Origin of the sequence: Labrys sp. WJW, from assembly GCF_001676615.1 — a bacterium.
Taxonomy (GTDB): domain Bacteria; phylum Pseudomonadota; class Alphaproteobacteria; order Rhizobiales; family Labraceae; genus Labrys; species Labrys sedimenti.
Genome location: NZ_LYXZ01000038.1, coordinates 20,913 through 36,057, shown reverse-complemented (window position 1 = coordinate 36,057; position 15,145 = coordinate 20,913). Strand labels below are relative to the sequence as shown.

Sequence of the window (15,145 nt, the reverse complement as noted above, 5' to 3'; positions counted from 1 at the left end):
GTTTGACGCTGAGTGCACAATCGGCCGGGCGGCGGGGGCGGACGATTGCCATCCTCGTCCCGCGCGCCTAGTCTCGGCAGCCGTTCTGTGGAGCTGTCATGAAGACTTCCGTCACCACGAGCGCGACCCGCACCATGGATCGGAGCCGGCACTGGCACCAGGCCATCGCGGGAGCCTATTTCCCGCTCGACCTGACGTTCCGCCATCCCGATCATTTCTTCGGCGACCTTACCATCTGGGAGTTCGGCGACGTGTCGATCTCCCGCCTGTCTTCGGACGGCCTGCAATATCTGCGCCTGCCGCATCATTTTCGCAGCGCCCGCAAGGAAGAGTTCCTGGTGACGGTGCCGACCCGTTCCCAGGTCAATTTTTCCCAATGCGGCAGCGAGGTACGCTGTTCGCCCGGCGGGTTCTTCCTCGAGCGCAGCCACGAGCCCTACGAGTTCAGCCATGCCGACCCCGCCGATCTCTGGGTGCTGAAGGTGGCATCCCAACCGCTGTCGGAGCGCATCCGCAATCCGGATAGGTTGTGCTCGCTGCAATTCGACGCGGCCAATGGCGCAGGCGGCCTCTTCGCCGACATGCTGCATCTCCTGCCCCAGCGTTTCGAGACACTGGACGAGGAGGCCCGCAATGCCGTGGGGCGCCAACTCATCGACCTCCTGGTGCTGGCGGTCAAGGCAGATGAGCGCATCCTGACATCGGGCAGTTCGACGGTGCGCGAGGCGCATCTTGCCCGAATCGAGGCCTATATCCGGGGCCATCTCAACGATTGGCGCCTCGATCCCGAGATGATCGCGCGGGCCTGCGGGGTTTCCATCCGTTATCTGCACGATCTGTTCCGCGACACCGACCAGACGGTGGCGGGCTGGACCCGGGATCAAAGGCTGGCGGCCTGCCGCGCAGCGCTCGAAAATCCCGCCAACGGCCAGACCGCCGCGGAGATTGCCTATCAATGGGGCTTCACCGACCAGGCCCAGTTCTCGCGCAGCTTCAGGGCCCGTTTCGGCCTGCCGCCCGGTGAATATCGCCGGTTGAACCGCCGCATTGGCACATCAGAGACGCCGCCGGACATCTCCGGCACCGCTTAGCGAGACACCCCAATCCGATTTCTGCCCCCTTGCTGGTTTATAAGCATGACTGCGCCTGTTCTTCCGATGTTGAACACAGGAGGCCGCCGTGCCGATCAATCGGATTTTGGCGGATGGCTTGGTTTTCGTTTTCCTGGCGTCCGCGACCGCCCTGCTCCTGGACCAACCGAGCGATGCAGAGGCAACTGCCGCCATGCGGGCAATACCCGCGCTGGCCGCCCAGCAGCAACAGACTGCACATATCAACACTTGTGTGCCGGCCGTCGGTCGTCCGGGCGTCACCTGCACTGCCATGGTGAAGGACGTGCCCCAGGCGCGAGCGAACGAGATCCGCGTCTATTTCGCCCGTGGTCCGGATAGCGCCTGGGTCGCCGAGATCATGCACTGAGGCTGGGGTAAAGCGCTCAAGGTGTTTGGCCTGGGGCGACAATCATCACTACAATTTTGCTGACGTTTTCGCCGTCATTGCGAGCGCAGCGAAGCAATCCAGTCCTGCTACAGCATCGAACCTCATTTCTGAATTTGGCTCGATGCTGTAATTCCTTGTTGCCACATCTTTTTTGCCGAAAACCGGTACTCACTTTTCGGCGCGATGCTCTAAACGCGCCGCTCGTGGCTTCTGGATTGCTTCGCTGCGCTCGCAATGACGCAGGCCCAATGTCCCCGCCAAATCAAGACTGTAGTGCTAAGCGGAAACGATTGCCTGTTGCCGGCTTGTCGGCGGCAGCGGACACAGGCTGCCGCAATCCTCCACGCCGGGGAGGAGATAGCGCAGGCAGCAGACTTTCCGCCGGCGCACGGGTTGCCCCTGTTCCAGTGGATAGCCTACCGCTCCGCAGATCGGATTGGGGCGGCCATCGCCGCCACTGCGCCGCTGTAGCAGGGCGCGGCCTTCCTCCAGGGCGGCGGGGCAGGGAGCCCCAACCTCCAGCGCCTGCTGCAACGTCCACTCGAAAATGGCGGCCGCATTGGTCCACAGCAGACGCTTGGACACGCCAAATCGCCCGGCGAAACTGCGGATCAGCGGCTCGACATGTCCCTCGAACAGGCGCGAGAAGCGTTCGGTGGCATTGCCGGGATGCGGCCTGCCGTCATCCGGAATGACCAGCGCGGCCGTGCGCCCGCTTTCATGCGGAACGATGCCGATCGCATCGAGATCCACCGGCAGTTCCCGGTCGAGCAGCACGATTGCAGCCGTCGCCGGGATGACCAGCGCTCCGAAATGCCATTGCGTCCACATCGAGACGAGGGCATGGCGGTCGCCGCCTGGATAGGTACCGGCAAATCGCGATATCAGTTCTTCCGCCACGTTCTTTTCGAGCAGGCTGCGACCGGCAATGACACCGCCATGCGTGCCCGGCAGCGCCAAGGTCTCCTTGTACCAGTGCAGATTTCCGGCAAAGCAGGGCGCGAGGGATGCGATCATTGGCCGGATGGAACGCCGGCCAGCGCCTCCCCCTGGCCTTTCCGGGCGTCCGACCGTGCGGCGACACGATGGCTGAGCATCGCGGCGACCGGTGCGGTAGCCAAGGCGAGGAACGCTGCCAGGCCGAAATAGAGCCCATAGCCCCAATGCTGGGCAATCCAGCCTGAACCCATGCCGCCGGCCATGCTTACCAATGCATCCATGCACTGCAGCAGCGTGAAGTCGATCCCGGCCTGGCGCGGATCGGAGACCGCCATGAACTGGGCATAGAGTGCGACGAAGCCCAGCGCCATGATGCCGGACGAACTTGCCAGGGCAAGGACGAGCAGGAGGGGCTGGCCGACACCACCCTTCCAGGCGGCATAGGCCAGGCCGGACAGTGCCAGGGCCTGGAGGACGAGAGCCAGCGCCAGGACGATCCGCGCACTCCACAGCCGCACGAGGGCGCCACCGATCAGGGCGCAGACGAAGCCGACGGCCATGCCGCCGACGCCATTGACGATGCCGAGCGAGGTGAGGTCGAGGCCGCTGTCGATCAGGAACGGGCCCTGCATGCTGACGCCCCATTTCTGGGCGATGACATTGACGGCCGCCAGAGCCAGGCCGAGATGCATGTCCTTGCGCCGCAGCGCCTGGCGCAGGGATGGCCGATGGTCGCGCCCGGGCGAAGGCGGCGCCGGCGACAGCACGAAGAGCAGGCCGAGCACGATCAGCAGGGCCGCCATGGCAAAGCAGGCGATGCCCCAGCCATATTGGGCGACCAGCACCAGGAAGAGCCCAGACCCGATCGCCGATCCCAGATAGGCGCCCCCGACCTGGGCCGCATTGCCCCAGCCGTGATGGCGCTCGGACAGGGTCTCCACCGCATGCCCGTCGCAGGCGATATCGCTGGTGGAGGTGGCGAAGGCGATCAGCAGCAGCACGACGAGCAAGGGCATGAAGTCGGTTGGCCCGATCAGCCCCGTCAACACGAGGCCGACGGCCGATATCAGCCCTCCGACCAGGACGATCGAGCGGGAGCGGCTATGGCCAGTGGGCGGCAAGCGATAGCGCTCTACCGCCGGAGCCCAGAGGAATTTGAAGGCCCAGGGCAGCACCGCCAGATAGAGCAGGCCGATCTGGTCGAGCGGCAGATTGCGCTCGCGCAGCACGCTCGGCAGGGCAATGAAGGTGAGCCCGCCAATGATGCTCTGGCCGATATAGAGGCCGCCGACACCAAGCACGACCGCGAGCGGGGAAGACAGCGCGCGCCTGGCCGGCGTGCCGGGCTGGAGTTCGTTCACCAGCGATAGCGCAGGCTGGCGATGACCTTGCGTCCCTCGTCGAAATAGCAATAGCCGACCGTGCAGACCTGCTTGACCTCGTTGAGTAGATTGGTAGCGCTGACCTGTACGCGCATGCCGTTGAGCTTGGGATTGATATTCTCGAGATCATAGCGGATCGAGGCGTCGACGAAGGTGCGCGGCTTGTTGTCGAGGATCGCGCGGTTGAGGTTGTCGCCCAGGCTCGAGCCGACATAGCGCACCCCGCCGCCGATGCCCAGGCCCGTGGCAGGCCCCTCCTGGAAGGCATAGTCGAGCCAGAGCGAGGCCATGTGATAGGGCACGCTCGAGAGCCGGTTACCCTCGGTATCCGGCGTAAGCTTGAGGATACGGGCATCGTTATAGGAATAGGAAGCCTGGACGCTGAGCCCGTTGGCCAGGGAGGCCACGCCCTCGATCTCGACACCGCGCGAGCGCACGTCGAGCTGGACCTGCTTGTTGAGGCCGTCGACGACTTCATAGACCACCGCATTGTTCTGGCGCATGTCGAAGACGGCGGCGCGCAACGAGGCGTTCATGTTGGGAATATCGTATTTAACGCCGATTTCCGTCTGTTCACCAGTGGTGGGCGTGGCCACGCTGCCATTGAGCACCGTGCCCGGATTGGGCGTGAAGGAGGTGCCATAGGCAACATAGGGGGCGAGGCCGAAGTCGGTGACATAGCTCAAGGCCGCCCGGCCGGTGAACTTGGTGTCGCGGCTCTTGCTTTGCGTCATGCCGCTGCCGACGGTGCCCGTGCTGAAGCGGCTGTAGAGCCAGTCATGCCGGCCGCCGAGGGTCAGGCGCCAGTTCTGCCATTTGATCTGGTCCTGGATGTAGATGCCCGTCATCGCCAGCGTCTGCTTCGACTGGGTGGTGAGCGGCGGGTCGACCCCGAGCGGCACGCCGCCATATCCTTCCCCGGAACGGTAGTGCAGATAGCTGGTGTCCAGACCGGTCAGCAGCGTATGTTCGACCGGGCCGGTGGCAAAGTGGCTTTCCAGGCTGGTATCGCTGGCGAAGCCGGCGGTGCTCTCGCGTGTCAGACCGGGGCCGAAATAGTAGTATTCCTGGTTGGTGCCGAGCTGCGAATAGCGGGCGTTCTGACGCAGGATCAGGGCGTCGCTGAATTTGTGCTCGAACTCGTAGCCGACGCGCCCTTGCTGCTGGCGAAAGTCGTTGTAGCGCCGGTCGCCCACGAATTGCTTGGTGGCACCGGTCGATTTGTCGGTGACGTTGCCCTGGCCGTCGACATAGGGCGCATAGGTGTTGAGGTAGGCCTGGGTGCCGCCGACGGTGGAGTCCATGTATTCGCCGAGCACCGTGAGCTTGGTCTTGTCATTCGGCTTCCAGGTGATGGCCGGCGCGATGAAGACCCGGTCGTCTCGGCCGGCGCTGATCTCGGCACTGGCATTGCGAATGACGCCAGTCAGCCGATAGAAGACGGTGTTCTCGGCATCGAGAGGCCCGGACAGGTCGAAATTGCCCTGGAGCCGGCCGAAGGACCCTGTCTGCAATTCGATCTCTCGGAAGGGCGTCTCGGTCGGGCGCTTGGAGATGATGTCGACGATGCCGCCCGTACTGCTGGCGCCGTAGATGGAAGCGGCCGGCCCGCGCAGGATGGAAATCGCCTCCACGCCGTAAGGTTCGAGCCTGAACAGGCCGTTCGGGCTGTTGAGCTGCCTGAGCCCATCACGGAACACGCCGGTGTTGGTCATGTCGATGCCGCGGATCATGAACCCGTCATAGCGGGAGTCGAAACCGTACATGCCCACGACCGCGCCGGGGGTGTAGGCGATCGCCTCGAGCAGATTCTGCGGCTTGCGCTCCTCGAGCTGGGGCTGCGTCACGGTGGAGACGGACTGCGGCACCTCGAGCAGGGGAGTATCGGTCTTGGTGGCACTCCGGCCGGAAGTCGCGACATAGCCGGTGGTATTGATCACACCCGGTACTCCGCCGCGGCCCTTGCCCTCGACCACCACCGGATCGAGTTCGATCGGTGCAGCACCGCTGGATTGTGCATGGACGGCGCCAGGCACCAGGACAAGCGACACGGATGCCAGGAGGAGGGATTTGAGATTCACGGGCCCCAAGCTTTCTTTAGAAAAAGTCGGCCCCGCCTAACAATATCTGTCAACTCAAGTCAACGAGTGCATATTTTAATTATTCTAATTTCAAATTCAACAATATGAATTGCAAAAACATCTAAATTTTAATCTGATTAATTTTCATATTATACAAAGTAAAAAACTAAAAATAATCTTTAAATCTGAAATAACAAACACAAGGATATTATCCATGTGAATTTTATCTTATTTGTGGGGAATTAGACACTGACGGGGCAAGGGCAAGGGGCGATGCCCTCGTTATCATGAGCTGCAGCCGGCACCGCCGTACACGGGATCCGAGAGGACGGTATCCGGACGATGGGGCCTCCCAGGTCGACGGCACTTCGAACCCTTGGCGTGCCCAGCATCGCACGTCCCCTTGAACGAAGCCTCGCCGGGACGTGCCGCATCTGTCAGGCATGCATGGGGCGCCTTCCTTCGCAAAAGCATGTTTCGGAAGTAAGTCCTTCATTATGAAGAGATTAATGTTTTCCCGGCATATCCTGCTGAATGTGCGCATCGACAACGAATGACGAGCATGATCAAAGGTCGCAAGGGGCAATTCCGGTCCCGTCGCGTTGCCTGTGTGAACCAATGATCGCAGGAACGAAGCCGGGAATCCGTCGATTCGAATGAGCGCGTCGCCAAGAGGCCGCTCGGGTGGGAGATGAATCATGTATGGCGTCGGCGCCAGTGTCCGTTGGTCCGGCATGCTTCCATTTGCGGAATCTGACCTTACTTATCGTGGATTTCGATGTAATCTTCCCTACAGATTTCGTCATACGTTCGAGCCATATTACGATGCTCGACGTGCTGATCGTTGCAAGACTGAGATGACGCGGCTATTTCCATGAAACAAGTAACCATCCGTGCACGTATAATGCTGAGTTTCGGCATTATCCTCCTGGTCGTTTTGGCGATCGGACTGTTTGCCTATTGGCAGCTCAAGTCGATCGATGACCACGTCACCAGCCTCAAGTCGGACTCCGTGGCCGGGCTGCGACAGGCCGCTTTCGTCAAGGACGGGCTTTTTCAAGACTATCTTGCCTTCGTCATGTCACGCGAGGCGACAGCCAAGCCTTTGACCCAAGATCAGCTTGCCGATGGCCGAACCAAGATGGCTCAGCTTTTCAAGGGCTATGAGGATACGATCATAGCGGACGCCGATCGGCAGCTCTTCTCGCGCTTCAAGGACTCGGTCGATTCTTATCAGAGCTTGAAGGAGGGCTTTCTCAATCAGGCCGGTGGGAATGGGGAGACGAAAGCCTCTGCCGCTTCGGGCGTCGATGCAGCCTTCAACACGGCCTTCAAGAACCTTACCGACGTGATTGCGTTCAACCAGCAACGCGCCTTCGCCATGCCGGACACTGTCGGCAACGAGATCCTGTCCCTGCTGAGCGCGATGATAGTGGCCTTCGCATTGGCTTTGGTGGTCGCCGCCGTCGCGGGCTTTTCGCTGCTGCGCGCCATCACCAAGCCCCTGTTGCAGTTGAAGACATTGATGGACACCATGCGCAAGGGTGACTTTACCCAGCGCATGCAGATCGTTCGCCGGGACGAGCTGGGCGATCTCGGCGAAGGCTATAACCGCATGGCCGACGAAGTGATGGAACTCGTCGGCCAGGTCCAGCGCTCGGGTATCCGCGTCAGCACCTCGATGACCGAGATTGCGGCTACGTCCAAGCAGCAGCAAGCCACGGCTTCGGAGGTCGCCGCGACCACCACGGAGATCGGAGCGACCTCTCGCGAGATCGCGGCAACCTCCAGGGAACTGGTCAGGACGATGTCCGACGTCGTGACGGTCTCCGAGCATACCGCTAACCTCGCGTCCGGGGGCAAGGTCGAGCTGGCCCATATGGAGGACACGATGAACCAGGTGATGGGCGCTGCCGGCTCCATCACCGCCAAGCTCGCCGTGCTGAACGAAAAGGCCAGCGACATCAACCAGGTGGTCACTGCGATCACCAAAGTGGCCGACCAGACCAATCTGTTGTCGCTCAACGCCGCGATCGAGGCGGAAAAGGCCGGTGAATACGGGCGTGGCTTTGCCGTGGTGTCCTCGGAAATTCGGCGCCTGGCCGACCAGACCGCCGTTGCCACCTACGACATCGAGCAGATGGTGAAGGAAATCCAGTCCGCCGTATCGGCCAGCGTCATGGGCATGGACAAGTTCTCGGAGGAAGTGCGGCGCGGTCTCCAGGATGTCCATGAGATCGGTGCCAAGCTTTCCGAAATCATCACGCAAGTGCAGGCACTGACACCGCGCTATGAATCCGTCAGCGAAGGCATGCAGGCGCAGGCGACGGGTGCCGAGCAGATCAGCGAGGCGCTCATCCAGCTGACCGAAGCGACGCAGCAGACCGTGGAATCCCTGCGCCAGTCCAGCTCGGCCATCGATGAGCTCAACCATGTCGCCAGCAATCTGAGCGGGAGCATTGCACGCTTCAAGCTCGAGATGGCCTGAGGCCATAAGCGGTTTGCGGCGAAACGGAATTCGTCGCAATCACAAAGGTGCGCGGAAACAAGGAGTTGGAGCTGCCATGCGCTTTCGCCAAAGCGCACCTTGCTCCAGGAACGACGGAACCGAGAATGCTCTTCCTCTACTTCCGGATCGGCGATGAAGGCTTTGCGATGGCGATCGACCGGATCGTCGAAGTCGTGCCGTTGACGGAATTGAAGAAGGTGCGTGGGGCGCCGGACGCTGTAGCCGGCTCCTTCGAATATCGCGGCCGCTTCGTACCGGTCATCGATCTGTGTGCCCTTGAACTCGGCCGCTCTGCGCGCCGGCGCCTCAGCACCCGCATCATCGTCATGCGCCATCCGCAGGACGATACCGTGCTGCTGGGTCTGATCGCGGAAAAAACCACGGAGATGTTGAGGCTGGATCCAGCGGAATTCGCTCCTTTCGCCCCCGGCCCGCATGGCCTGGTTCAGCGTGTGGAACTGGAAGACCTGCTTCCTGCCGCGCTTCTGGCGGCTATTCGCGGCCAGCCGGTGACCAGCCAATGAGCGATCCGCGCTTCGAACAATTCCTTGGCCGTGCCATCGGGCTGAACGCGGTCTCGATTGGCTCATCGGCGATCGAGCGCGCCGTGACGGCGCGCTGCAAGGTATGCAAGCTCGACGACATCCAGGCCTATTGGGAACTGCTGCAGAATTCCGATGAGGAAGTGCAGGAGTTGATCGAGGCGGTCATCGTTCCCGAGACCTGGTTCTTTCGCGATGCCCAAGCCTTTGCAGCCCTGGCGCGGCTGGTGACACGCGGAGCACCGCAGGCGGATTCCATTCGCCCCCTGCGCCTCCTCAGCCTGCCCTGTTCGAGCGGAGAGGAGCCCTATACGATCGCCATGGCGTTGCTCGACGCGGGTCTGACTGCCGGGCAATTCCGCATCGATGCCATCGATCTCAGCGCTCGTTCACTCGCCCTTGCCAGACAGGGTGTCTATGGCCGTAACTCGTTCCGGGGCCAAAACCTGACTTTCCGCGACCGCTATTTCGACGCTACCAAGGATGGGCATAGGCTTCGGGATACGGTTCGTGGCCTCGTACAATTCAGCCAGGGCAATATCGTCGCACCGGATTTCTATGCCGATCCGGCGAGCTACGATTTCGTCTTTTGCCGCAACCTGCTGATCTATTTCGATGCAGCAACGCAAAAGCACGTCGTCGGCGTGATCCGGCGCTTGCTTACGCCCGATGGCATTGCCTTTGTCGGCCATTCGGAGGCGGGGCTGATGGGAGCCAACGGCTTCACCTCGGCCAAGATTCCGATGGCGTTCGCCTTTCATAAGGAAAGCGCCCAGCCACATACCCCCAAGGCCAAGCCCGCGCCACCCCCGACAGTGCCCCGGCCGCGGCGGGAACCACCGCCGTTGCCGAAGCCAAGGCCCGTTCTGCCTCAACCGCCTCGGCTCGAGGAGAAGAGGGAAGCAGTACTACCAAACCTCGAGGAGCTGCGCCTTCTGGCGGATAGGGGGCGGCTGCAGGAGGCCGCGCTAGGATGCGAAGCGCTGATCCGTCGGGACGGCGCCACCCCTGATGCTCTCGCGCTGCTGGGCTTGATCAGCGATGCTTCCAACGATCTTGGCGCGGCAGAGCGCTATTACCGCAAAGCCCTCTATCTGGACCCCGCCAATACGGAGGCGCTCGGCCATCTTGCCCTCCTGCTCAAGAAACAGGGCGACCATAGCGGTGCCAAACTGCTTGATGAGCGCCTGCGGCGTCTGGACAAACGGAGAGCGCGATGACGAGCCCAGCCTTCGACGTCCCCTCCGCGGCGGCGCCTGCGGCGATCGACAATTGCTGGCAGCGGATCGGTGTGCGGGGCGACAAGTCATGCCCCGAACTCCGGCGTCATGCTCATTGCCACAATTGCGAGGTGTTTTCGCGAGCGGCCTCTCAGCTGCTCGATCGCGACATTCCCGTGGGAGAGGAAGCCGCCGTTGCACCAGCCGGAACGGGCATAATCGCGCGTTCGTCGCATTCGCAATCGGTGCTGGTCTTCCGCCTGGGCAGCGAATGGTTCGCTTTGCCCACATTGGTGCTGGACGAAGTGACCGGCCTGCGCCCCATTCATTCGCTGCCGCATCGGCGCAATCCCGCGCTGCTCGGCCTGGTCAACGTGCGGGGCGAACTGGTGATTTGCGTCTCGATCGCCCAGTTGCTCATCGGCGCGGAGCAGAATTCTCCGCAGGGCCGGCTGATCGTCGCCCACCACGCCGGTTCGCGCTTTGCCTTTCCGGTCGACGAGGTTCAGTACACCCATCTCTACACGGAAGCGGATTTGAAGCCGGTACCGGCCACTGTGGCCCAGTCGAGCTCCGGTTTCACCCGGGGATTGCTGTCCTGGCGCGACAGGGCTGTCGGCCGGCTCGACGAGCATGCTCTGTTTGAGGCTCTCGGTCGAGGATTGGCACGATGACCCAAGATCTCAGCCAATTCTCCATGCGAGACTTGTTCCGCATCGAAGCGGAAGGTCAGGCCGAAGCCCTGACGACGGCCTTGCTGACGCTCGACAAGGACCCGATGCGGGCCGATCAAATCGAGGCCTGCATGCGAGCTGCCCATTCTCTCAAGGGGGCTGCCCGCATCGTCGAGATCCATGCTGCCGTAACGATTGCGCACGCAATGGAAGATCTTTTCGTCCTGGCTCAGCAGCGCGGTGCGCGACTGGATCATGACCGGATCGACGTGCTCCTGCGCGGCGTCGACCTGCTCCTGTCTTTTGCCAGATCGCCGGATCTCGAAAGTGGCTCGCGCGACGAGGCCTGGCAAGCCGAAGCTGACCGGTTCGTGCTGGAACTCAACCAGCCGCCGCAGGCAGGCCCGCAAACGCCAGCGCCGGCGCCGATATCCGAGCCTGCACCCATGCCCGTGCCGGCAATCGACGACACGGCCTCTGCCTCGACCGACCGCGCCTTGCGTGTCAGTGCCGAAAATCTCAACCGGCTTCTCGACCTCGCCGGCGAGTCGCTGGTCGAGTCGCGGTGGCTGGGGCCCTTTGGCCAATCCTTGCAACGTCTCAAGCGCCTTCAGCTCGAAGCCGCTGCTGCCTTGGAGTCGTTGCGCACCATCCTGCCGACCCATACCTTGGACGAACGGGCAAAGATGGCTCTCGACAAGGCTCAGCAGCGCCTTCTGGAATGCCGGCAGCATCTGTCGCAACGCCTGGGGGAGCTGGAAACCACCGACCATCAAGCCACTACGCTCGCCCACCGGCTCTACGACCAGGCGCTGGCGATGCGCATGCGTCCCTTCTCCGACGGCATCGCGGCTTATCCTCGCATGGTGCGCGACGTTGCGCGCGAACTCGACAAGAAAGTGCGGCTTGAAATCGTCGGCGAGCGCACGCTGGTGGATCGGGACATCCTGGACAGGCTCGATGCTCCGCTCGGCCATCTGCTGCGCAACGCCCTCGATCATGGCATCGAAAGCGCCGGCGAGCGGCTTGCCGCCGGCAAGGCCGACGAAGGCGTCGTGCGCCTGGAAGCGTCGCATCGTGCGGGCACGCTGCAGATCACCGTCTCCGACGACGGGCGTGGCGTCGATCTCGAACGGATTCGGCAAACCGTGATTGCCCGCAACCTCGCAAACCCTGATACGGCAGGCAAACTCGGTACCCAGGAATTGCTTGAATTCCTGTTCCTGCCCGGCTTTTCCATGAAAGGAGAAGTCACTGTCATTTCGGGGCGAGGTGTGGGCCTCGACGTCGTGCAGGAGATGATCCGCCAGGTCCGTGGACTGGTGCGGGTAACCTCCGAGCTCGGCGAGGGCACGCGCTTCAAGCTGGAACTGCCGCTCACGCTCTCGGTGGTTCGCTCTCTGATCGTGGAGATCGGCGGCGAGCCCTACGCCTTTCCCTTCGCCCATATCGTGCGCGCCATCAAGATCGCTGGCGATCAGGTGCAGACCCTGGAAGGACGGCAGCATTTCAGCCTGGATGGACAGCTGGTCGGTCTGGTCGGCGCGGATCAGGTGCTCGGCTGCACGCCGGCGGACAATGCAGACGGCGAATTGCGCATCGTCGTGGTCGGCAGCCCCGGCGCGATGTATGGCCTGGTGGTCGAGCGCTTCCTCGGCGGTCGCGAACTTGTGGTTCAGCCGCTCGATCCGCGCCTCGGCAAGATCAAGGATATCAGTGCCGCCGCCCTGATGGAGGACGGTTCGCCGCTCCTGATCATCGATGTCGAGGACATCATCCGCTCCATGGAGAAGCTCTCTTCCGCCGATCAACTCGCCCAGATCGGGCGGAAGTCGGCAGGCCGGCAGGAGGAAAGGCGCAAGCGCGTGCTTGTGGTCGACGATTCCCTCACCGTGCGTGAGCTGCAGCGCAAATTGCTCGATCATCACGGCTACGAGGTCGAAGTGGCCGTCGACGGCATGGATGGCTGGAATGCCTTGCGCAATGGCCGCTTCGATCTCCTCATCAGCGACATCGACATGCCGCGTATCGACGGGATCGAACTGGTCCACCGCATCCGGCAGGACCCGGACCTCAAATCATTGCCTGTGATGATCGTATCCTACAAGGATCGGGCGGAGGATCGACAGCGTGGCCTGGATGCCGGAGCGGATTATTATCTTACCAAGGGCAGTTTCCAGGATGATACTCTGATCGATGCCGTGGTGGACTTGATTGGCGAGGCAGTTGCATGAGGATCGCGATCGTCAATGATCTGCCCCTGGCAGTGGAAGCGATGCGCCGGGTGCTCGCCATGGCGCCCCAGCATCAGCTTGCCTGGGTCGCCGCCGACGGCGTGCAGGCCGTGGAGCTGTGCAGCCGGGACCGACCCGACCTCGTGCTGATGGACCTGATCATGCCGCGCATGGACGGGATCGAAGCCACCCGCCGGATCATGGCGCAGTCTCCCTGCGCCATCCTGATCGTGACCGCCGATGTCGAGACCAACGCGGCACGCGTTTTTGCGGCGATGGGGGAGGGAGCTCTCGATGCGGTCGACACACCGCTGCTCGCCTCGCGCGAAACGCGGTGGGGCGTGCGCCCGCTCCTGGCGAAGATCGACATGATCGCCAATCTGGTCAATGAAGGCAGTGCAAGGCAAAAGCCTGTCGACAATTCGCGGCCGCAGGCCCGGCATTTGGTCGCGATAGGCGCCTCGGCGGGTGGTCCCACCGCATTGGCAACGGTCTTGAAGAGCCTGCCCGACAATTTTGCCGCCAGCATCGTGATCGTTCAGCACGTCGATGCCCGTTTTGCGCCGGGGCTTGCCAATTGGCTCAGCCAGCATTCCACCCTTCCCGTCCGGCTGGCGAGCGAAGGGGACCGCGCCCTGCCGGGCCAGGTTCTGGTTGCCGGCACCGATAATCATCTGGTTTTCAAGCTGAACCGACAATTGGGCTATACTCCCAATCCGATCGATCAGGTCTATCGGCCGTCCGTGGACGTCTTTTTCGACAGCGTCGCGCGTCTATGGGATGGTCCAGTGACCGGTGTCTTGTTGACTGGTATGGGATCGGACGGGGCGCGGGGCCTGAAAGCGCTCCGCGAACTTGGACATCACACTATCGCGCAGGACCAGGCCACGAGCGCGGTCTATGGCATGCCCAAGGCGGCCGCCGCCTTGGATGCCGCGACGGACATTCTGCCGCTGGACAGGATTGCCCCGCGTCTGACCGAACTGCTCGGCTCTCCGCGCCTGAGAAGAGGAACTGCCCCATGAGCCAGCAAGCAGATGTCAAATCCCACGGCGCCGCTTCCCTCGACACTATCCACCAGTCGATCATGGTGCTTCTGGTCGATGATCAGCTCATGGTCGGCGAAGCCATTCGCAGAGCGCTGATCGACGAGACCGAGATCGAATTGCATTATTGCTCGAATCCGCTGGAAGCCCTCGCCGTCGCCAAGCGGGTGAAACCGACGGTGATCCTGCAGGATCTGGTGATGCCGAACGTGAACGGCCTGACGCTGGTCCGCCAATATCGCTCCGATCCCGCCACCAAGGCCATTCCCGTGATCGTGCTCTCGACCGAGGAGGAGGCGACCGTCAAGAGCGAGGCCTTTCGCATCGGCGCAAATGACTATCTCGTCAAGCTGCCCGACCGGATCGAGCTGATTGCCCGTATCCGCTACCATTCGGCTGCCTATCTGACCCAGATCCAGCGTGACGAGGCCTATCGCGCCCTGCGTCGAAGCCAGCAGGAGCTGATGGAGACCAATCTCGAATTGCAGCGCCTGACCAATGTCGATGGTCTGACCGGTCTCAGCAACCGACGCTATTTCGATCAATATCTCGATACGGAATGGCGCCAGGCCATGCGCGCGAGGGAGCCGATCTCGCTGCTGATCATCGATGTCGATCACTTCAAGCAATACAACGACACCTACGGCCACCTTGCCGGCGACGAGGTGCTGAAAACTGTGGCGACGGCGGTGAGGAGCACCTTCCAGCGCCCGAAGGACCTGGCGGTACGCATGGGGGGCGAGGAATTCGCCGTGGTGCTGCCGCAAACCCTGGCTGATGATCTCGCCTTTCTCGCGGAGAAGGTGGTGCAGGCCATCGAGGGGCTCGGGCTGCCACACGCAGCCTCGCCGATCGCTGAAAAAGTCACCATCAGCGTTGGTGGGGCAACCCACATTCCCGCTGGCAACGACCAGCCCGAAAGATTGATCGAGGCCGCCGACAAGGCGATGTATGAAGCCAAGAGGTCCGGTCGAAATCGAGCTGCTACGGCAACCGGCCTATAGGAGAGCCGGCGCCC

General features: G+C 62.3%; 12 protein-coding genes. 9 read left to right on the top strand and 3 right to left on the bottom strand.

The features are described from left to right. The first annotated feature begins 98 nt into the window (after positions 1 to 98). Together BA190_RS22170 and BA190_RS22165 are read left to right on the top strand one after the other, a co-directional pair. Complete coding sequence (locus tag BA190_RS22170) at positions 99 to 1,091, top strand: helix-turn-helix domain-containing protein (RefSeq protein ID WP_068292376.1); 993 nt, start codon at positions 99 to 101, stop codon at positions 1,089 to 1,091. 88 nt (positions 1,092 to 1,179) lie between these two features. Then, the gene (locus BA190_RS22165; RefSeq protein ID WP_068292374.1) at positions 1,180 to 1,479 is read left to right on the top strand and encodes a hypothetical protein; all 300 of its coding nucleotides are present in this window, start codon (positions 1,180 to 1,182) and stop codon (positions 1,477 to 1,479) included. Positions 1,480 to 1,776: 297 nt separating this feature from the next. Here BA190_RS22165 and fhuF read toward each other — a convergent pair whose 3' ends face one another. Genes fhuF through BA190_RS22150 form a run of 3 tightly spaced genes read right to left on the bottom strand, consistent with a single transcriptional unit; the run spans position 1,777 to position 5,902 of the window. Further along, positions 1,777 to 2,517 carry a siderophore-iron reductase FhuF gene (fhuF, locus tag BA190_RS22160; RefSeq protein WP_068292368.1) on the bottom strand — a complete coding sequence of 247 codons (741 nt, stop codon included), beginning with the start codon at positions 2,515 to 2,517 and terminating at the stop codon, positions 1,777 to 1,779. Beyond that, positions 2,514 to 3,800, bottom strand: a complete 1,287-nt coding sequence (locus tag BA190_RS22155) for an MFS transporter (protein WP_082979959.1) — start codon at positions 3,798 to 3,800, stop codon at positions 2,514 to 2,516. Before BA190_RS22155 ends, fhuF begins: the two co-directional genes overlap by 4 nt. After that, positions 3,797 to 5,902: a TonB-dependent siderophore receptor gene (locus BA190_RS22150; protein ID WP_162275179.1), complete on the bottom strand. Its 2,106-nt coding sequence runs from the start codon at positions 5,900 to 5,902 to the stop codon at positions 3,797 to 3,799. The genes BA190_RS22155 and BA190_RS22150 overlap by 4 nt, the downstream gene beginning before the upstream one ends. Positions 5,903 to 6,776: 874 nt before the next feature. Here BA190_RS22150 and BA190_RS22145 point away from each other — a divergent pair. The 7 genes from BA190_RS22145 (at position 6,777) to BA190_RS22115 (ending at position 15,131) form a co-directional block, all read left to right on the top strand. Then, positions 6,777 to 8,390 (top strand): methyl-accepting chemotaxis protein, encoded by a 1,614-nt coding sequence (locus BA190_RS22145; RefSeq protein ID WP_068292359.1) that lies wholly within the window; start codon positions 6,777 to 6,779, stop codon positions 8,388 to 8,390. Between the two features lie 125 nt (positions 8,391 to 8,515). Next, positions 8,516 to 8,935: a chemotaxis protein CheW gene (locus BA190_RS22140; protein ID WP_068292357.1), complete on the top strand. Its 420-nt coding sequence runs from the start codon at positions 8,516 to 8,518 to the stop codon at positions 8,933 to 8,935. After that, positions 8,932 to 10,173, top strand: coding sequence for a CheR family methyltransferase (locus BA190_RS22135; protein WP_068292355.1), 1,242 nt, complete (start codon positions 8,932 to 8,934; stop codon positions 10,171 to 10,173). Before BA190_RS22140 ends, BA190_RS22135 begins: the two co-directional genes overlap by 4 nt. Next, positions 10,170 to 10,847: a chemotaxis protein CheW gene (locus BA190_RS22130; RefSeq protein WP_068292353.1), complete on the top strand. Its 678-nt coding sequence runs from the start codon at positions 10,170 to 10,172 to the stop codon at positions 10,845 to 10,847. The genes BA190_RS22135 and BA190_RS22130 overlap by 4 nt, the downstream gene beginning before the upstream one ends. After that, positions 10,844 to 13,081, top strand: coding sequence for a hybrid sensor histidine kinase/response regulator (locus BA190_RS22125; protein WP_068292351.1), 2,238 nt, complete (start codon positions 10,844 to 10,846; stop codon positions 13,079 to 13,081). Before BA190_RS22130 ends, BA190_RS22125 begins: the two co-directional genes overlap by 4 nt. Next, a complete protein-coding gene (locus tag BA190_RS22120) occupies positions 13,078 to 14,106 on the top strand; it encodes a chemotaxis response regulator protein-glutamate methylesterase (RefSeq protein WP_068292348.1) in 1,029 nt (342 codons plus the stop codon). Before BA190_RS22125 ends, BA190_RS22120 begins: the two co-directional genes overlap by 4 nt. Next, positions 14,103 to 15,131, top strand: a complete 1,029-nt coding sequence (locus BA190_RS22115; RefSeq protein WP_202908504.1) for a diguanylate cyclase domain-containing protein — start codon at positions 14,103 to 14,105, stop codon at positions 15,129 to 15,131. Before BA190_RS22120 ends, BA190_RS22115 begins: the two co-directional genes overlap by 4 nt. The last annotated feature ends 14 nt before the right edge of the window (positions 15,132 to 15,145 follow it).

Coding starts and splice junctions, on each gene's coding strand:
- BA190_RS22170 (WP_068292376.1), top strand. CDS start 99: ATGAAGACTTCCGTCACCACGAGCGCGACCCGCACCATGGATCGGAGC.
- fhuF (WP_068292368.1), bottom strand. CDS start 2,517: ATGATCGCATCCCTCGCGCCCTGCTTTGCCGGAAATCTGCACTGGTAC.
- BA190_RS22145 (WP_068292359.1), top strand. CDS start 6,777: ATGAAACAAGTAACCATCCGTGCACGTATAATGCTGAGTTTCGGCATT.
- BA190_RS22140 (WP_068292357.1), top strand. CDS start 8,516: ATGCTCTTCCTCTACTTCCGGATCGGCGATGAAGGCTTTGCGATGGCG.
- BA190_RS22135 (WP_068292355.1), top strand. CDS start 8,932: ATGAGCGATCCGCGCTTCGAACAATTCCTTGGCCGTGCCATCGGGCTG.
- BA190_RS22130 (WP_068292353.1), top strand. CDS start 10,170: ATGACGAGCCCAGCCTTCGACGTCCCCTCCGCGGCGGCGCCTGCGGCG.
- BA190_RS22125 (WP_068292351.1), top strand. CDS start 10,844: ATGACCCAAGATCTCAGCCAATTCTCCATGCGAGACTTGTTCCGCATC.
- BA190_RS22120 (WP_068292348.1), top strand. CDS start 13,078: ATGAGGATCGCGATCGTCAATGATCTGCCCCTGGCAGTGGAAGCGATG.
- BA190_RS22115 (WP_202908504.1), top strand. CDS start 14,103: ATGAGCCAGCAAGCAGATGTCAAATCCCACGGCGCCGCTTCCCTCGAC.